The organism is Nocardiopsis lambiniae (assembly GCF_031845465.1).
GTDB classification, from domain to species: Bacteria; Actinomycetota; Actinomycetes; order Streptosporangiales; family Streptosporangiaceae; genus Nocardiopsis; species Nocardiopsis lambiniae.
Genome location: NZ_JAVREP010000006.1, coordinates 16,473 through 32,220 on the forward strand (window position 1 = coordinate 16,473; position 15,748 = coordinate 32,220).

15 protein-coding genes and 1 riboswitch are annotated in these 15,748 nt (G+C 71.0%); of the genes, 10 read left to right on the plus strand and 5 right to left on the minus strand.

The window, feature by feature from the left end; translation table 11 throughout:
• Positions 1-32 precede the first annotated feature (32 nt).
• Positions 33-1,193: a bifunctional glutamate N-acetyltransferase/amino-acid acetyltransferase ArgJ gene (argJ, locus tag RM479_RS10840; protein WP_311511588.1), complete on the minus strand. Its 1,161-nt coding sequence runs from the start codon at positions 1,191-1,193 to the stop codon at positions 33-35.
• A gap of 171 nt (positions 1,194-1,364) precedes the next feature.
• Between argJ and RM479_RS10845 the strand changes: the two genes are divergently transcribed.
• Entirely contained in the window at positions 1,365-2,396 is a 1,032-nt protein-coding gene (locus tag RM479_RS10845) for a serine hydrolase domain-containing protein (protein WP_311511824.1), read from the plus strand.
• A gap of 16 nt (positions 2,397-2,412) precedes the next feature.
• Here RM479_RS10845 and otsB read toward each other — a convergent pair whose 3' ends face one another.
• A complete protein-coding gene (gene otsB / locus RM479_RS10850; RefSeq protein ID WP_311511589.1) occupies positions 2,413-3,234 on the minus strand; it encodes a trehalose-phosphatase in 822 nt (273 codons plus the stop codon).
• 277 nt (positions 3,235-3,511) lie between these two features.
• Positions 3,512-3,796 (minus strand): DUF3263 domain-containing protein, encoded by a 285-nt coding sequence (locus RM479_RS10855; RefSeq protein ID WP_274808366.1) that lies wholly within the window; start codon positions 3,794-3,796, stop codon positions 3,512-3,514.
• A gap of 209 nt (positions 3,797-4,005) precedes the next feature.
• Between RM479_RS10855 and RM479_RS10860 the strand changes: the two genes are divergently transcribed.
• Positions 4,006-5,145 (plus strand): S8 family serine peptidase, encoded by a 1,140-nt coding sequence (locus RM479_RS10860; RefSeq protein WP_311511590.1) that lies wholly within the window; start codon positions 4,006-4,008, stop codon positions 5,143-5,145.
• A gap of 456 nt (positions 5,146-5,601) precedes the next feature.
• Positions 5,602-6,195 carry a GrpB family protein gene (locus RM479_RS10865; RefSeq protein ID WP_311511591.1) on the plus strand — a complete coding sequence of 198 codons (594 nt, stop codon included), beginning with the start codon at positions 5,602-5,604 and terminating at the stop codon, positions 6,193-6,195.
• A gap of 41 nt (positions 6,196-6,236) precedes the next feature.
• On the opposite strand, the gene RM479_RS10870 is transcribed toward RM479_RS10865, so the two are convergent.
• Both RM479_RS10870 and RM479_RS10875 read right to left on the minus strand, forming a co-directional pair.
• Entirely contained in the window at positions 6,237-6,695 is a 459-nt protein-coding gene (locus RM479_RS10870; RefSeq protein WP_311511592.1) for a hypothetical protein, read from the minus strand.
• 72 nt (positions 6,696-6,767) lie between these two features.
• Positions 6,768-8,204 carry an alpha,alpha-trehalose-phosphate synthase (UDP-forming) gene (locus tag RM479_RS10875; protein ID WP_311511593.1) on the minus strand — a complete coding sequence of 479 codons (1,437 nt, stop codon included), beginning with the start codon at positions 8,202-8,204 and terminating at the stop codon, positions 6,768-6,770.
• Positions 8,205-8,554: 350 nt separating this feature from the next.
• Positions 8,555-8,700: riboswitch (SAM riboswitch) on the plus strand.
• Between the two features lie 13 nt (positions 8,701-8,713).
• Between RM479_RS10875 and thrC the strand changes: the two genes are divergently transcribed.
• The 7 genes from thrC to groL all read left to right on the plus strand — a co-directional run bounded on the left by thrC (position 8,714) and on the right by groL (position 15,488).
• Positions 8,714-9,973, plus strand: coding sequence for a threonine synthase (gene thrC / locus RM479_RS10880; protein WP_311511594.1), 1,260 nt, complete (start codon positions 8,714-8,716; stop codon positions 9,971-9,973).
• Positions 9,974-10,041: 68 nt separating this feature from the next.
• The gene (locus RM479_RS10885; RefSeq protein WP_274808360.1) at positions 10,042-10,317 is read left to right on the plus strand and encodes a ubiquitin-like small modifier protein 1; all 276 of its coding nucleotides are present in this window, start codon (positions 10,042-10,044) and stop codon (positions 10,315-10,317) included.
• A 204-nt stretch (positions 10,318-10,521) separates the two neighbouring features.
• Positions 10,522-11,004, plus strand: a complete 483-nt coding sequence (locus RM479_RS10890) for a GNAT family N-acetyltransferase (RefSeq protein WP_311511595.1) — start codon at positions 10,522-10,524, stop codon at positions 11,002-11,004.
• A 92-nt stretch (positions 11,005-11,096) separates the two neighbouring features.
• Positions 11,097-11,699, plus strand: coding sequence for a PadR family transcriptional regulator (locus RM479_RS10895; RefSeq protein ID WP_311511596.1), 603 nt, complete (start codon positions 11,097-11,099; stop codon positions 11,697-11,699).
• A gap of 137 nt (positions 11,700-11,836) precedes the next feature.
• Positions 11,837-12,802: an ATP-binding cassette domain-containing protein gene (locus tag RM479_RS10900; RefSeq protein ID WP_311511597.1), complete on the plus strand. Its 966-nt coding sequence runs from the start codon at positions 11,837-11,839 to the stop codon at positions 12,800-12,802.
• Complete coding sequence (locus RM479_RS10905; protein WP_311511598.1) at positions 12,799-13,575, plus strand: ABC transporter permease; 777 nt, start codon at positions 12,799-12,801, stop codon at positions 13,573-13,575. The genes RM479_RS10900 and RM479_RS10905 overlap by 4 nt, the downstream gene beginning before the upstream one ends.
• 284 nt (positions 13,576-13,859) lie before the next feature.
• Positions 13,860-15,488, plus strand: a complete 1,629-nt coding sequence (groL, locus tag RM479_RS10910) for a chaperonin GroEL (RefSeq protein WP_274808355.1) — start codon at positions 13,860-13,862, stop codon at positions 15,486-15,488.
• Positions 15,489-15,748 lie beyond the last annotated feature (260 nt).

Consider the following 15,748-nt stretch of genomic DNA (forward strand, 5'->3'; position numbering starts at 1 on the left):
GGGGCGGGCGCCGGGCCCGCCCCCGTCCGTGCTCAGGTGGTGTAGTCGGCGTTGATGCGGATGTAGCCCTCGGTCAGGTCGCACCCGTACGCGGTGAACACCCCTTCGGAGACGCCCAGGTCCACCGAGATCACGACCTCGTCGCCCTTCATGTGCTCCGCCGCCCGCGCCAGCACCTCGTCGGTGTTCTCCGCCGGGTAGGTCTCCACGTCGCCGAAGAGGATCCGGGTCCTCTCCGGCAGGATGTCGGTCTCCTCCGAGCACTTGCCGACCGCCATCGCCACCCGCCCCCAGTTGGGGTCGGCGCCGTGCACCGCCGTCTTCACCAGCGGGGAGTTCACGATCGCCTTGGCCACCCGCTTGGCCTGGAGGTCGTCACGCGCACCCGTCACGCGCACCTCCAGCAGCTTGCTCGCGCCCTCGCCGTCGGAGGCGATCATCCGCACCAGCGCCAGTGCCACCTCGAACAGCGCCGCCTCGAACCCGGCCGTGTCCACCGCCCCGGCCAGACCGTTGGCGAAGATCGCCGCCGAGTCGCTGGTGGAGGTGTCGCCGTCGATGCTCAGCGCGTTGAACGTGCGGTCCACGACCCGGCGGAACACCTCGTCCAACAGCGGCTGCTCGATGTCGGCGTCGGTGAAGAACCACGCCAGCATCGTCGCCATGTCCGGCTCGATCATGCCCACGCCCTTGGCGATCCCGGTCAGGGTCGCGTTCCCCACCTTCGCCGAGGCGATCTTGGGATGGGTGTCGGTGGTCATCATCGCCGCCGCCGCCCGGTCCAGGTCGGCCGGCGGGAACTCCTCGGGCAGCGCGTCCAGGTGGGCGCGGACCTTGTCCATCGGGTAGGGCCGGCCGATCACGCCGGTCGAGGCGACCAGGATCTCGTCCGATCCGACCCCCGCCGCCTCGGCCACCCGCTCCTGGAGTTCGCGGGCGTTCTCGTCTCCCGTGCCCCCGGTCGCCACGTTGGCGTTGCGGGCGATCACGGTCACGCCCCGGGCCCGGCCGTCGGCCGCCGCGCGTCGGCTGAGCAGCACGCTCGGACCCGCGAACCGGGATCGGGTGAACACGGCCGACACGTGTGCGGGCACCTCGGAGACCACCGCGAAGAAGTCGTCGTTGGGGTCCTTGATCCCGATGTTCCCGGCGACACCGCGGAAACCGGCGGGAACGGGGGTGTTGCTGCTCAATCGTCCTCCTCGGAACTCGTGGGCGCCAGACTACTCCGGTCGGCGACGGGGCCCTGATTACGGCCCTGACCTGCGAGGGTTTCGTCCTGTGCGGACTCCGGCACGGTGTGACAACAGGTGGATAACGGGGTATCCGCCGAGTGAGTCGACAACATCCGGGGGAGGCGTGTGGTGCGTGATGGGGACTGGCTCACGGAGACGGGGGCACGGATCCGCGGTGTCCTGAAGGTGATGGTGGACGCGGGCTGGCTGCCCGGCGGCGCCGCCGTCATCGGAACCGGGGGGATGTGGGAGTTCGTCGCGGTCGGCCGGATCAACGAGGAGAGCGACACCGCTCCGGACGTCGCCTACGACGTGGCGAGCCTGACGAAGATGATGGCGACATGGCCGCTGGTCGGCCAGGCGGTCGCCGAGGGCATGCTGGATCTGGACGCCCCGATGTCCGAATACCTGCTCGTGGACGACCTGCCCGGGTCGGGCATCACCGCTCGGCAGATCCTCACCCACACCAGCCGGCTCAACCCGGTGACCTGGTTGGAGAGGTACGTCGGCACCGAACAGGACCTGTCGGAGGCGATCCTGGCCGATCCGCTGGAGGAACCCGGGCACCGGTACGTCGACCGCGGGTTCATCCTGCTCGGCCTGCTGCTGGAGCGCCTGTACGGCACCGGCCTGGACCGGTTGGCCGCCGACCTGTGGGACGAGCTGGGCCTGCGGTCCACGTCGTTCGGCCCGTTGGCCCGATCGCCGGGGGTGGCGCCCACCGAACGACGGCTGCCGGGGGCGGCGCCCGCCTGGGGCGTGGTGCACGACGAGGCCGCGGCGCTCATGGGCGGGGTGGCCGGGCACGCGGGGGCGTTCACGACCGCCATCGACCTGGGCGCCTTCGCCCGGGAGATGCTGCGCATCCACGACGGCGGCGACGGTCCGGTTCCGTCGTCCTTCGTCAAGGCGAGCTGGCGTCCGCACGTGGACGCCGGTCAACGGCTGTCACGCGGGCTGGGCTGGCTGGTCACACCGGAGGGCGTGGTGTACCACAACGGTTTCACCGGGACGAGTCTGTTCATGCACCCGACCAGCGGCCGTTACGTGGGCGTGCTGACCAACGCCGTGCACTACGGCCGGGACCGCACCGGCCTGGCGGACCTGCGATCGGCGGCCCGATCGGCCGTCTCGCCGCAGGCGCACGACTCGACCCCGTGAGCCGGTGTCGCTCGGATCAGCGCCGGTTCAGGGCGTCGGCCACATCGCCGAGGAATTCCGCCAGCCCACCCGGCCCCGGAACCACCAGGTCGGCGGCGTCGGCGACCTCGGTCACCTCACTGGAGGAGGAGCACACGGTCAGGCCGGGGACGCCGGTCGTGCGCAGCCGCGTCACGGCCTCGAACGCGGGCAGGTCGCCCAGGTCGTCACCGGCGTACAGGACCGCCCCGGCGGCGCGTTCGTCCACCAGCGCGGAGAGGGCCTCGCCCTTGTCCACACCCTGTGGACGGAGTTCGATGACCATCCGCCCCGGCTCCACCCGCAACCCCGCCCGCTCGGCCAGTGCGGACAGGTGCGGGGCGAGCAGGGTCAACGCGGCCTCGGGGTCGGCGGTGCGCCGGGTGTGCACGGCCAGCGAGCGGCCCTTGTCCTCGATCCAGGTGCCCTCGGGGGCGTCCAGGGAGTCGATGAGGACCGGCAGTTCACTCCGGACCAGGGCCACACCGGGCGGCGGGTCGGCCGCGACGACCCGGCCGTCCATCCAGCGCTCGGCACCGTAGTGGCCCAGCACGATGATGCCCGGGACCCGGTCCAGGCCGCCCAGACGGAGGGCGGTGTCGGCCGGACGGCCGGTGACGACGGCGATCGTGCCGAGCCGTCCGGCCAGGTCGACGAGCCGGTCCACGATCCCCGGGTAGGGGGCCGAGGTGCGTGGATCGTCGACGATGGGCGCCAGGGTCCCGTCGAAGTCGAAGGCGGCCAGGGCCTTGGCGGGATCGGTCAGCACGGCGTCGAGCGCGGCGCGCCCTTCGTGCGTGCTCGGTGCGGGCAGCGGCATGGCGGACCTTTCCGGGCGGGCTCTTCCGGTCTTCCAACCTAGCCGGGACCGGTGAACGGGGGGTGGACTTCCGAGAGGCGGGGGAACCGGTGCCCGGCGTCCGCCCCGCGTTCCGCCGTCGCCCGGCGGGACCGGTGCGCCGTGGCGCACCGCGAGAGAGGAGAGGGGCGGGTGCGCACCGGTGGTGCGCACCCGCGTTTTTCTGCACCATTGGTATGGTTTCGGACCTCGGGTCGCATCCATGAAGGTTCAGGCATGGAGCGACCGAAAAGGGGCCTCAGAGTCGGATGCCCAGCCGGCGCGCGTTGCGTTGACGCTGCCGGTCGGCGCGCACCCGACGCAGCCGCTTGACCGTCATGGGGTCGAAGGCCAGTGCTTCGGGGCGATCGACCAGCCCGTTCAGCAACTGGTAGTACCGCGTGGCGGAGAACCCGAACTCGTTGCGGATCGCCTGTTCCTTGGATCCCTCGAACTTCCACCACTGGCGTTCGAAGGCGAGGATGCGCTGATCGCGTTCGGCGAGGGCCGACGGACCGTCTCCGGTCGGACCGATATTCGGCATGGGACACCCCCTGGACGGGAAATTGGTTTGTCCGGATCGGCCCGACACATGCTAGCGACTCGACATGCCGGATGCGGAGCGGAAAACCCAGGACTGGCAGCGGGGCTACAGTTGCCTTTCCTACCCTCACGGTCACTTGTCCACGCCGGAAACCTGTGCTCATGACAGAATTGCGCTGGTACAGGGAGCAAAGTTCGAGGGGGCTTGTCGTGCTCGGGGGCATCTGCCGTAACGAGAACCACACCGGGATCGCCGCCATCGCCGCGGTGACCGTTCTCGGTCTCACCGCCGCCCCCGCGGCGGCCGACGGGGTTCCCGACTTCCGCCCCGAACAATGGGGGTTGCAGTCCGTCAACGCCCAGGAACTGTGGTCGGAAACACAGGGACAGGGCATCACGGTGGGCCTGCCCGGGGCGTCGGTCTACGACGATCACCCCGACCTGGTCGACAACGTCACCATCGACGACGAGTTCGGGACCAACGACGGGGACGCCGAGACCGGCAGTGCCGCGGCAGCCCTGGTGGCCGGTCACGGGCACGGCATGGACGCCGACGGCGGTGTGCTCGGCGTGGCCCCCGACGCCGGGCTGCTGATCATCCCCACCGAGGGCCGGCTGGCCGCCGCCGTGCGCCACGCCGCCGAGTCCGGCGCCCAGGTCGTCCTGCTGCCCGAGATCCCCGAGGGGGCCGACCTCACCGGGGCCACGCGCGACGCCGTCGCCATGGGCGCCCTCGTGGTCGGCCCGGCCGGGGGCGCCGCCGACCCCAATGTGCTGGCCGTCGGCGGAATCGACGAGAACGCGGCACTCATCCCGGACTCGCCCGAACCCGGGGTCATGGAACTGGTGGCTCCCGGCGCCGACCTGGAGACCGCGGGACCCGACATGGGTCAGGCCCAGGTGACCGGCACGGAGTACGCGGCGGCGATGACGGCCGGGGCCGCCGCCCTGCTGCGCTCGGCCTACCCGCAACTGCGCCCGGAACAGGTCCGCGCCGCGTTGGTGGAGGGCGGACAGGAGGGGCCTGACGGGCTTCCGAGCCTGCACCTGCCCGGGGCGCGGGCCCTGGCGGCCGGGGACGCCCAGGACGTCCCCCTCGTCGACCAGGACCTGGCCGACCGGGCCGACGAGGGCGGCGGAGTCCCGCTATGGGCGTGGTTCGTCACGGGCGGTGCGGTGCTGCTCCTCGGACTGGCCCTGGTCGTGGTGTGGGTGCGCCGCTCCAGCGCCGACCCCTACGGGGTCAAGGCCCAACGCGCCCTGGACGATGCCGAGATCGCCGACGAGCGCGCGGCCGAGGCCCGGCCCGCCTCCCGGCGCAAGAAGGGCGGACGCCGCCGTAGGGGCTGACGCCGGGTCGGGGAGGGCCGACACCGGGGCCGGCCCCGCACGCCTTCGGGAGCGGTGCGCGACGCGCACCCATCGGTGGTGTCGACGCGCTTCGGCGGGAACGCCGGAACCGTGTCCGCGCCCGCCTCGGGGACCGCTCCGCGATCCCGACGAGGCCGACCCCGGGTGCTCGGAGCCGCACGTGAGGGGGCGGTGCCCCGGCCGACCCGTCCGGTCGTGCGCGCGACCCCTCCCGGTCGCCGCGCCGGAGTGACCGACGGTGATCGGTTCGGGTAAAGGGCGTGAAGAAAACGGGGAAAAGCATGGGAAAAAGGGAGTCGAATTCTCTCTATGCGTATCTGCCGTGTTGCTCTCCGTGGGATCCGCCGTGTTCGGCGGTGTTACGAATACACGTGCATATGTAAGCGACGCCCGATGCCCTTGACGTGGGAGGTGAACCGGAGAACCCTTTGTTGAATGTCACCCCTCGAAGCGTCACCGTTGCCCTCACGAGGTGAACCGCGGATCGAGGTCGCCCCTGAGCACCGCAACCTCGTCAACGGCCGGGTCCACATCTCCGACTACGACCCCAAGTGGCCCTACCTGTTCGAGCGCGAGTCCGGGCGCGTCCACGGGGCCCTCGGCGACCGCGTCCTGCTCTTCGAGCACGTGGGCTCCACCTCGGTCCCGGGACTGCCCGCCAAACCCTGTGTCGACCTGCTGCTCGTCGTCGCCGACTCCGCCGACGAACCCGCCTACCTCCCCGACCTGGAGGCCGTCGGGTACACCCTCGTCATCCGCGAACCCGACTGGTACGAGCACCGCGTCCTTAAGGGGCCGGGGATCAACCTCAACCTGCACGTCTTCAGCGAGGGCTGCTCGGAGGCCGAGCGGATGCGCCTGTTCCGCGATCACCTCATCGCGAACCCCGCGGCCCGCGACCGCTACGTCGCGGTCAAACGGGAACTGGCCGAACGCACCTGGGAACGGATCCAGGACTACGCCGACGCCAAGTCCGGGATCATCCGCGAGATCCTCATCGAGGCCGGGGCGCCCACCGCCGACGACTGACCGATTCGGGGGTCGGCCCGGGGCGGGCGCGACCCCCGCGGTCATCGCCCTCGGGCCAGAGCGACCAGCACCCCCGCGGACAGCACGGCCCACACCGGGCAGTAGAGACCGAACGGCGTTCCCCCGGAACCGGTGAACACGTCCCGGCCGACCATGACGACCGCGCCCACCGTCGCCATCAGCGCCACCGCGCCCACCGGCGGCAGCGACAGCCACCGGGGCGCCCGCCGGGCCGCCGGCAGCGCACACGCCGCGAACAGCAGGACGACGACCAGCCCCACCCCGGCGTTGGCCCACTGGGCCGCGGCCACCTCACCGGGACCGTGGGCGGCGTACGACGCGGCCCCCACCTCCGGGCCACCGGTCACACCCGGCCGACCCGCGAGGGCGTACTCCACCTTGGAGACGACGTAGAGCAGGGACCACGAGGCGGCGGCCACCGCCCAGGGGGTCGCGCGGGAACGGGGGTCGGCGGCGGCGCGGGCGGGTCGGGGGCTCATGCGTTCCAGCCTTCCCCACGACCCGACCGTCCACCTCCCCCGCGCGGGGGAGACCGACCTCCCGTCGGGGCCTCAGCCGAGGGAGCGCAACTGGTCCTGGAACCACCGGCGCGGCGGCAGCGCCATCGCGGCCTCGGCCAGCCGCTCGCGTCGCCTCCGTCGCTCCTCGGGGGGCATCGACAGCGCCCGGTGCAGGGCCCGCGCCGTCTCCACGGTGTCGTAGGGGTTGACCGTCAGGGCGTCCTCGCCCAGCTCGTCGGCGGCGCCCGCCTCCCGCGACAGCACCAGCACGGAGTCCCGCTCCGACAGCACCGGGCCCTCCTTGGCGACCAGGTTCATCCCGTCCCGGATCGGGTTGACCAGCAGCACGTCCGCCAACTGGAACGACGCGAGCGAACGCGGGTAGTCGTCGTTGACCTCCAGGACCAGCGGCGTCCAGTCGGCGGTCGCGAACTCCGCGTTGATCTCCTTGGCCACCCGCAGCACCGAGTCGGTGTACTCGCGGTATTCGGGGACGTCGCCCCGGCTGGGGTAGGCGAACGCCAGATGGGTCACCCGGCCGTGCCACTCCGGGTGGGAGCGCAGCAGCTCCCGGTACGCCTCCAGGCCCCGCACGATGTTCTTGGAGAGTTCGGTCCGGTCGACCCGCACGATCAGCTTCCGGTCGCCGACCAACTCCTCCAGCATCTCCCGGCGCACCCCGACCAGCGGTTCGGCGGCGCTCTCGCGCAACCCCGCCTCGTCGGCGCCCAGCGCGTGCACGCCCACCCGGATGATCCGGCCGCCGTACTCCACGGTCCCGCTCGCGAGGTCCACGTCCGCGCGCAGGATCTCCGCGCAGCAGCGCAGGAAGGCGTTGGCCCAGCGCGGGCTGAGGAACCCCAGCCGGTCGGCGCCGAGCATGCCCGTCAACAGATCCCGGGCGATGTCGTCGGGCAGCATCCGGAAGTACTCCGGCGGCGCCCACGGGGTGTGCGAGAAGTGCGCGATGCGCAGGTCCGGGCGGCGGGCCCGCAGGACGCGCGGCACGAGGGCCAGGTGGTAGTCCTGCACGGCCACGCGGGCGTTGTCGGCGGCACCGGCCACCAGCGCCTCGGCGAAGGCGTTGTTGTAGGCGGTGTAGTCCTCCCACGACCGTCGGAACCCGGAGCCGAACGAGGGCTTGTTCGGGGTGTCGTACAGCATGTGCTGCACGAACCACAGGGTCGAGTTGGCGATCTCGGTGTAGGCGCCCTTGAGCGTCTCCTCCGGGATGTCCAACATGTGGACCCGCATGCCCTCCAGGTCGTACCGCAGGTCCAGCCGTGCCTCGGGGGACTCGGCGGCGGCCCGCCGGTCGGCGTCCGACAGGGCGGCGCACACCCAGACGCCGTCGACCTCGGTGGCCACCGAGATCATGCCGGAGACGAGTCCACCGCCACCGCGGCGGTGCTCCAGGGAGCCCTCGTCGGTGATCGAGAAGGACACGGGTCCTCGGTTGGAGGCGATGAGGATCTGCGCCTTGTCCACGTGGTCGTCCTCTCGGAATGCGCGAAACGGTCTCGGTGCCGAAGGATACGGAAACGGCCCCCGGGGCCCGCGATCCGCCCGGTATGGGGAACGGACGGTGAACGGAGGAGGACGCACCCTAGGTCTCGCCTGTCGACGCGCGCCCCAAACCCCCACCAGGTCATCGGAGTGCGACGTCACGCGTACGAAACAGAGCACGTGCACCGCCCCGGCCCGGATCAGTGCCGTCTCACCATGTGAGTCGGTTCGTGTTACCCGGATCACGCACGATGGAAAACCGGTCAACACGTCCGTTACAGTGACCGTGCCGGGTCCGGAAGGGGCCGGCGGAGAACACCACAACTTCATATTGCTCATCCAGAGGGGTGGAGGGACCGGCCCTGCGAAGCCCCGGCAACCATCTCGGCGTACATCGACACTCGCGGATCTCGCGGGGCGGCCGGGACAGGTGCCAACTCCGGCCTGGGGACAAAGTGTCCGCCAGGGAAGATGAGGGGAGACGCCTCGCCATGGCGATGACCGCCACCGCACCCACCTCCGTCCGCGCCTTCGGCCCCGGTACCGCGCTGTCCTGTCGCGAATGCGGCGAGCGCTACGACCTCGCCCCCCGGTTCGCCTGCGAATTCTGTTTCGGCCCCCTAGAGGTGGCCTACGACTTCGGCACCGTCACCCGCGCCGACATCGAGAGCGGCCCCAACAACATCTGGCGCTACCGGCACCTCCTGCCCGTCCCGGCGAACGTGGCCGAGCTGCCCAACATGAACCCCGGGCTGACCCCCCTGGTCAAGGCCGACCGCCTCGCCGCCGAACTGGGCCTGGACTCCCTGTACGTCAAGGACGACTCCGGTAACCCCACCCACTCCTTCAAGGACCGTGTGGTCGCCATCGCGGTCGAGGCCGCCCGCACCTTCGGGTTCACCACGCTGTCCTGCTCCTCCACCGGCAACCTGGCCGGCGCCGTCGGCGCTGCCGCCGCCCGGGCCGGGTTCGAGTCCTGCGTGTTCATCCCCGCCGGTCTGGAGGACGCCAAGGTGGTCATGGCCGCCGTCTACGGCGGCAAGGTCGTGGCCATCGACGGCAACTACGACGACGTCAACCGGTTCTGCTCCGAGCTCATCGGTGACGAGGCGGGCGAGGGCTGGGGTTTCGTCAACGTCAACCTGCGCCCCTACTACGGCGAGGGCTCCAAGACGCTGGCCTACGAGATCGCCGAACAGCTCGGGTGGCGCCTGCCCGAGCAGATCGTCGTCCCCATCGCCTCCGGCTCGCAGCTCACCAAGATCGACAAGGGCTTCCAGGAGCTGATCAGGCTGGGCCTGGTGGAGGACCGGCCCTACCGGATCTTCGGCGCGCAGGCCACCGGATGCTCCCCGGTCGCGCGGGCCTGGGAGAAGGGTCTGGACGTCATCCAGCCCGTCAAGCCGGACACCATCGCCAAGTCGCTGGCCATCGGCAACCCGGCGGACGGGCCGTACGTGCTCGACATCGCCCACCGCACCGGCGGTTCGGTGGAACACGTGGACGACGCCGAGATCGTCGAGGCGATCGCGCTGCTCGCCCGTACCGAGGGCATCTTCGCCGAGACCGCCGGCGGTGTCACCACCGGTGTGCTCCGCAAGCTGGTCCGCGAGGGGCGGCTCGACCCGAAGGCCGAGACGGTCGTCCTCAACACCGGCGACGGTCTCAAGACCCTCAACGCCGTCGACGCCGGCGTGACGGCCACCATCGCGCCGTCCCTGAAGGCGTTCACCGAGGCCGGCCTGGCCTGACCCCTCGCCCCCCGGGGCGGCGCCACGCCCCGGGGCCCTCCTGTCCACGACCACGAGAGAGAAACGCCATGAGCGCCAGCGTCCGCGTGCCCACCATCCTGCGCACCTACACCGACGACGCCGCCGAGGTGACCGCCCAGGGCGGCACCCTCGCCGAGATCCTCGACGATCTGGAGGCCAACCACCCCGGCATCCGGGCGCGCATCCTGGACGACAACGGCAAGGTGCGCCGTTTCGTCAACGTCTACGTCGGTGACGAGGACGTGCGCTTCGCGAAGGGGCTCCAGACCGAGATCGCCGACGGCGCGAACATCTCGATCATTCCGGCGGTCGCGGGGGGCTGATCCCCTCCGTCGCCCTCCACCACCCGGGGCCTTCGGCCCCGTCCCCCGAACTCCGTCGGCTCGCGAGGCCCGGCGGCTCCCCGGCCCCGCGTCCTCTCCGGAGGACGCGGGGCCGCCCTCGTCCCGGGGCGGGCCGGGGAGCGCGGTCGGCGGGCCGGGAGAAAACCTTTGCCCGTCGGCGGCGGACCCCACTACGGTGCCGCCATGGACATCGAGATCAGGGACATCCGGGGCGACGACCGCGAGACCCTGCTGGAGCTGTCGCTGCGGGCCTGGGAGCCGGTGCACGCCTCGCTGCGCGAGGCGCTGGGCGCGGTCCTCTACGACCGGATGATCCCCGACTGGCGGGTGAGCCAGCGGACGGCGGTCGCGGACGCCATCGATGATGGGGAGACCCTCGTGCGGGTGGCCCTGCGGGAGGGGGAGATCGCCGGGTTCTACGCCGTGCGGATCCGATCCGAGGAGGACATGGGCGAGGTGACCCTGCTGGCGGTGGACCCCGATCACCAGCGGGCCGGGGTGGGGGTCGCCCTCACCGGGCACGCCGTGGACTGGATCCGTGACCAGGGCATGGGCGTCGCCATGATCGAGACCGGCGGGGACGAGGGCCACGCCCCGGCCCGGCGCGCCTACGAGAAGGCGGGGCTCGCCCCCCTGCCGATCGTTCGCTACTTCCAGGCGCTGTGAGCGGGGCCGAACCGGCCCCGCACCGAGTGGTCACCGCTTCGACGGCGGGTCTTAACCTGGAGTCCCACAGGGGCTCTTCGGATGAGGCGGCGATGTCGGCGACGCGGTTGTTGGTGCTGGGTGTGGTGCGCATGTCGGGGCGCGCTCACGGGTATCGGGTCGGTCGCGAACTCATGGACTGGGGCGCCTCGGAGTGGGCCAACGTCAAGTGGGGGTCGATCTACCACGCGCTGCGCAAGCTCACCGCCGAGGGCCGGTTGCGCGGGTTCACCGCCGAGGGCGACGAGGTGGTGGACCGGATCTCGTACGAGATCACCGAGGAGGGCGAGGCCGAGCTGCACCGGCTGCTGCGCAAGGCGCTCTCCCACACGGGTGACGATCACGCGCTGCTGTGCGCCGGGGTCACCCTGATGACCTCGCTGCCGCGCGCGGAGGTCGTCTCCCTGCTGGAGGAGCGGATCGCCGGGCTGGAGGAGAGCGGTGTCCGGACGTCGGAGGCCGCCCGGGCGGGCACCGGGGGGTGGGACGGGCCCGAGCACGTGCGCCCGCTCCTCACCCTGTGGCGGATGGCCGTGGACATGGGCATCGAGTGGAGCCGGGGGCTGATCCGCGAGCTGGAGGAGGGGCGTTACACGATGGCCGACGACAGCCCGTCCGCCTTCGGCCTGCCCCCGGTCGAGGCACCGCGGGGCTGAGGGCCGGCCCGCCGGCCCACCGGGCGCCGCCCTCAGGGGAGCGCCCCGCGGCCGACCCCGACCTCGATATTAAAACTTGAATATGGCCGCGGTGTTGGGCAGACTCGACCACGTTCAACTGTGAAGAGGAGTCGCGGATGATCCGGACACGGGATCTCACCAAACACTTCCGCGTGGGCCGGGAGACCCTCGAAGCGGTCCGAGGGATCGACATCGACATCGCCGCGGGCGAACTCGTCGCCCTCCTGGGTCCCAACGGCGCGGGCAAGTCCACCACCTTGCGGATGCTCACCACCCTGCTCGAACCCACCTCGGGCACCGCCGTCGTCGCCGGTCGCGACGTGCTCACCGAACCCGCCGAGGTGCGCCGCCGGATCGGGTTCGTCGGCCAGGGCCACGGTGCGGGGGAGGACCAGCGCGCCGGAGAGGAGCTCTACACCCAGGGGCTGCTCTACGGGCTGGACCGGGCCACCGCCCGGCGCCGCACCGCCGACCTGCTCGACATGCTCGAACTGTCCGGCACCACCGACCGTGAGGTCACCAAGCTCTCCGGCGGGCAGCGCCGACGCCTCGACATCGCCATGGGACTCGTCCACGAACCCCCGCTGCTGTTCCTGGACGAGCCCTCCACCGGACTGGATCCGCACAGCCGGGCCAACCTGTGGGAGCACGTCACCCGCCTGCGCGAACGCACCGGCACCACGATCGTGCTCACCACCCACTACCTCGACGAGGCCGATGAGGCGGCCGAACGGATCCTGGTCATCGACCACGGCAGGGTCATCGCCGACGGCACCGCCGACGAGCTCAAGGGCGGGGTCTCCGGCGACCTCGTCACGTTCACCGTCGCCGACGAGACCGCCGCGCCCACCGGCGCGAAGATCGCCGGGAACCTCTCCGGCGCCGGCGAGGTCGAGATCGTCACCGGCCGGGAGACCGAGGTGCGCCTGCGGGTCGAACGCGGTGACACGGTCCTGCCCGACCTGCTGCGGGCCCTGGACTCCGCCGGGGTCCCCCTCGCCTCGGTGCGGGTGCAGCGCCCCACCCTCGACGACGTCTTCCTGACCCTGACCGGCCGCAGCCTGCGGGAGGAGAACCCGTGACCACCGACATCGCCACCGCCCGACCCTCCGTCATCCGGGACACCGGGCTGATCTTCGCCCGCCAGATGCGGCCCCTGCTCCACCGGCCGGTGTTCCTGCTGTTCGGCATGCTCCAGCCGATCCTGTACCTGGTGCTGTTCTCGCCCCTGCTCACCGGTCTGGCCGGGGCCCAGGGGCAGAACCCCTGGCAGTGGTTCGTACCCGGACTGCTGGTCATGCTCGCCCTGTTCACCGCCGGGTTCGCCGGGTTCGGGCTGCTGCCGGAGATCGCCTCCGGGGCGCACGAACGGCTGATGGCCACGCCGGCGAGCCGGGTGGCGCTGCTGCTGGGCCGGGTACTGCGCGACGTGTCCGTCATGGCCGTGCAGATGACGCTCGTCGTCGTGCTGGTCGTGCCCTTCGGGTTCCGCGTCCCCCTCCTCGGGTTCGTCGTCGGACTCCTCCTGCTCGTCGTACTGGGGATCGGCCTGTCGGCGCTGTCCTACCTGGTCGCGCTCAAGGTCGGGCAGACCTACGTGTTCGCCTCCATCGTCCAGACCGCCGTCATGCCGCTGATGCTGCTGTCGGGCGTGCTGCTGCCGATGGACCTGGCGCCGGGCTGGCTGTACACACTGTCGCGGCTCAACCCGATCGCGTACGTGGTCGACGCCGAACGCGCCCTGTTCGCCGGTGAGTGGTCGGCCGCCGTGGGCGTCGGCTGGGCGGTGGCCCTGATCCTGACCGTCCTCGTGCTGGGCCTGGGCTCCCGCGCGATGCGTCGGATCTCCGCCTGAGTCCGTCCGCCCGCAGCGGAGAAACCTGAGGTCATGGGGCGTTTGCGCAGGTAGATGCATGATGAAGAGGTGGTGGAATCGTGACCACATCGTTTGCACTCTCCCATGCCGAGTGCTAAAAAGGGATCTGGTTAGCACTCGCCCAGGCTGAGTGCTAAACCGGATCGAGGCTGCGAGATCGCGGCCCCCGGCAACAGGGTCGCCGGTGGGTCCGCGGTCGTCCGTCGCGGGCGCACGCCTCGTCCCATCGCGTATCAGCCCGGTCACGGGAGGACAAGAACTCAATGGCAGCCAAACTGATCGCGTTCGACGAGGAGGCCCGTCGCGGCCTTGAGCGCGGAATGAACCAGCTCGCGGACGCCGTCAAGGTCACGCTCGGCCCCAAGGGTCGCAACGTCGTCCTGGAGAAGAAGTGGGGCGCCCCCACCATCACCAACGATGGTGTCTCCATCGCCAAGGAGATCGAACTCGAGGACCCGTGGGAGAAGATCGGGGCCGAGCTCGTCAAGGAGGTCGCCAAGAAGACCGACGACGTCGCGGGTGACGGCACCACCACCGCCACCGTGCTGGCCCAGGCGCTCGTACGCGAGGGCCTGCGCAACGTCGCCGCCGGCGCCAACCCGGTCGGTCTCAAGCGCGGCATCGAAGCCGCCGTGGCGCGCATCAGCGAGGAGCTGGGCAACCTCTCCAAGGAGATCGAGACCAAGGAGCAGATCGCCTCCACCGCCTCCATCTCCGCCGGCGACACCCAGATCGGCGAGACCATCGCCGAGGCGATGGACAAGGTCGGCAAGGAAGGCGTCATCACCGTCGAGGAGGGGCAGACCTTCGGGCTCGAACTGGAGCTCGCCGAGGGCATGCGCTTCGACAAGGGCTACATCTCGCCCTACTTCGCCACCGACCTGGAGCGCATGGAGACGGTCCTTGAGGACCCGTACATCCTCATCGCGAACCAGAAGATCTCGAACAACAACGAGTTCCTTCCGATCGTGGAGAAGGTCCTCCAGGCCGGCCGTCCGCTGGTCGTCATCGCCGAGGACGTCGAGCAGGGTGCGCTTCAGACCCTGGTCGTCAACAAGATCCGCGGCACCTTCAAGTCCGTCGCCGTCAAGGCCCCGGGCTTCGGTGACCGTCGCAAGGCCCAGCTCGGCGACATCGCCGTGCTGACCGGCGGCCAGGTCATCACCGAAGAGGTCGGTCTCAAGCTTGAGAACACCGAGATCGACATGCTGGGCCGCGCCCGCAAGATCGTGGTCACCAAGGACGAGACCACCATCGTCGACGGTGCCGGTGACGCCACCGCCATCGCCGGTCGCGTGAACGAGATCCGCAACGAGATCGAGCGCACCGACTCCGACTACGACCGCGAGAAGCTCCAGGAGCGCCTCGCCCGCCTGGCCGGCGGCGTCGCGGTCATCAAGGCCGGTGCCGCCACCGAGGTGGAGCTCAAGGAGCGCAAGCACCGCATCGAGGACGCCGTCCGCAACGCCAAGGCCGCGGTCGAGGAGGGCATCCTCCCCGGTGGCGGTGTGGCCCTGCTCCAGGCCAGCGTCCCCGCCTTCGAGAAGCTGGACCTCGAAGGCGACGAGGCCATCGGTGCCGACATCGTTCGTCGCGCCATCGCCGAGCCGCTGAAGCAGATCGCCGCCAACGCCGGCCTCGAAGGCGGCGTCGTGGCGGACAAGGTCCGCAACCTGGAGCCCGGTTTCGGCCTCAACGCCGCCACCGGTGAGTACACCGACCTGTTCAAGGACGGCGTCATCGACCCGACCAAGGTCACCCGCTCGGCTCTTCAGAACGCGGCGTCCATCGCCGGCCTGTTCCTGACCACCGAGGTCGTCATCGCCGAGAAGCCGGAGAAGTCCGCCCCCGCGGCGGACCCGACCGGTGGCATGGGCGGTATGGACTTCTAAGAGGTCCATGAGTTCGAGGTCCGGATACGCGACCTCGCCCGCGACGACCGGGCGGCCCCTCGGGGCCGCCCGGTTCCGCGTTTCCCGGGTGTCCTCCGGCCGCCGCCCCGGCCGCGTCCCGTACCCCACCGGGGGCGTCGGGGGGTCGTTCCGCGAAGCGTCGGGCGGCCGGGTGCGCGGAGCGTCACGCCCCCTGGCCGGAGGTGCCGGACGGGACGCGTTCGTGCCATGACGGAGACCGCCCCGGACACGGGGACGTC

Coding starts and splice junctions, on each gene's coding strand:
- otsB (WP_311511589.1), bottom strand. CDS start 3,234: ATGCCGCTGCCCGCACCGAGCACGCACGAAGGGCGCGCCGCGCTCGAC.
- RM479_RS10855 (WP_274808366.1), bottom strand. CDS start 3,796: ATGCCGAATATCGGTCCGACCGGAGACGGTCCGTCGGCCCTCGCCGAA.
- RM479_RS10865 (WP_311511591.1), top strand. CDS start 5,602: ATGTCACCCCTCGAAGCGTCACCGTTGCCCTCACGAGGTGAACCGCGG.
- RM479_RS10870 (WP_311511592.1), bottom strand. CDS start 6,695: ATGAGCCCCCGACCCGCCCGCGCCGCCGCCGACCCCCGTTCCCGCGCG.
- thrC (WP_311511594.1), top strand. CDS start 8,714: ATGGCGATGACCGCCACCGCACCCACCTCCGTCCGCGCCTTCGGCCCC.
- RM479_RS10885 (WP_274808360.1), top strand. CDS start 10,042: ATGAGCGCCAGCGTCCGCGTGCCCACCATCCTGCGCACCTACACCGAC.
- RM479_RS10890 (WP_311511595.1), top strand. CDS start 10,522: ATGGACATCGAGATCAGGGACATCCGGGGCGACGACCGCGAGACCCTG.
- RM479_RS10895 (WP_311511596.1), top strand. CDS start 11,097: ATGTCGGCGACGCGGTTGTTGGTGCTGGGTGTGGTGCGCATGTCGGGG.
- RM479_RS10900 (WP_311511597.1), top strand. CDS start 11,837: ATGATCCGGACACGGGATCTCACCAAACACTTCCGCGTGGGCCGGGAG.
- groL (WP_274808355.1), top strand. CDS start 13,860: ATGGCAGCCAAACTGATCGCGTTCGACGAGGAGGCCCGTCGCGGCCTT.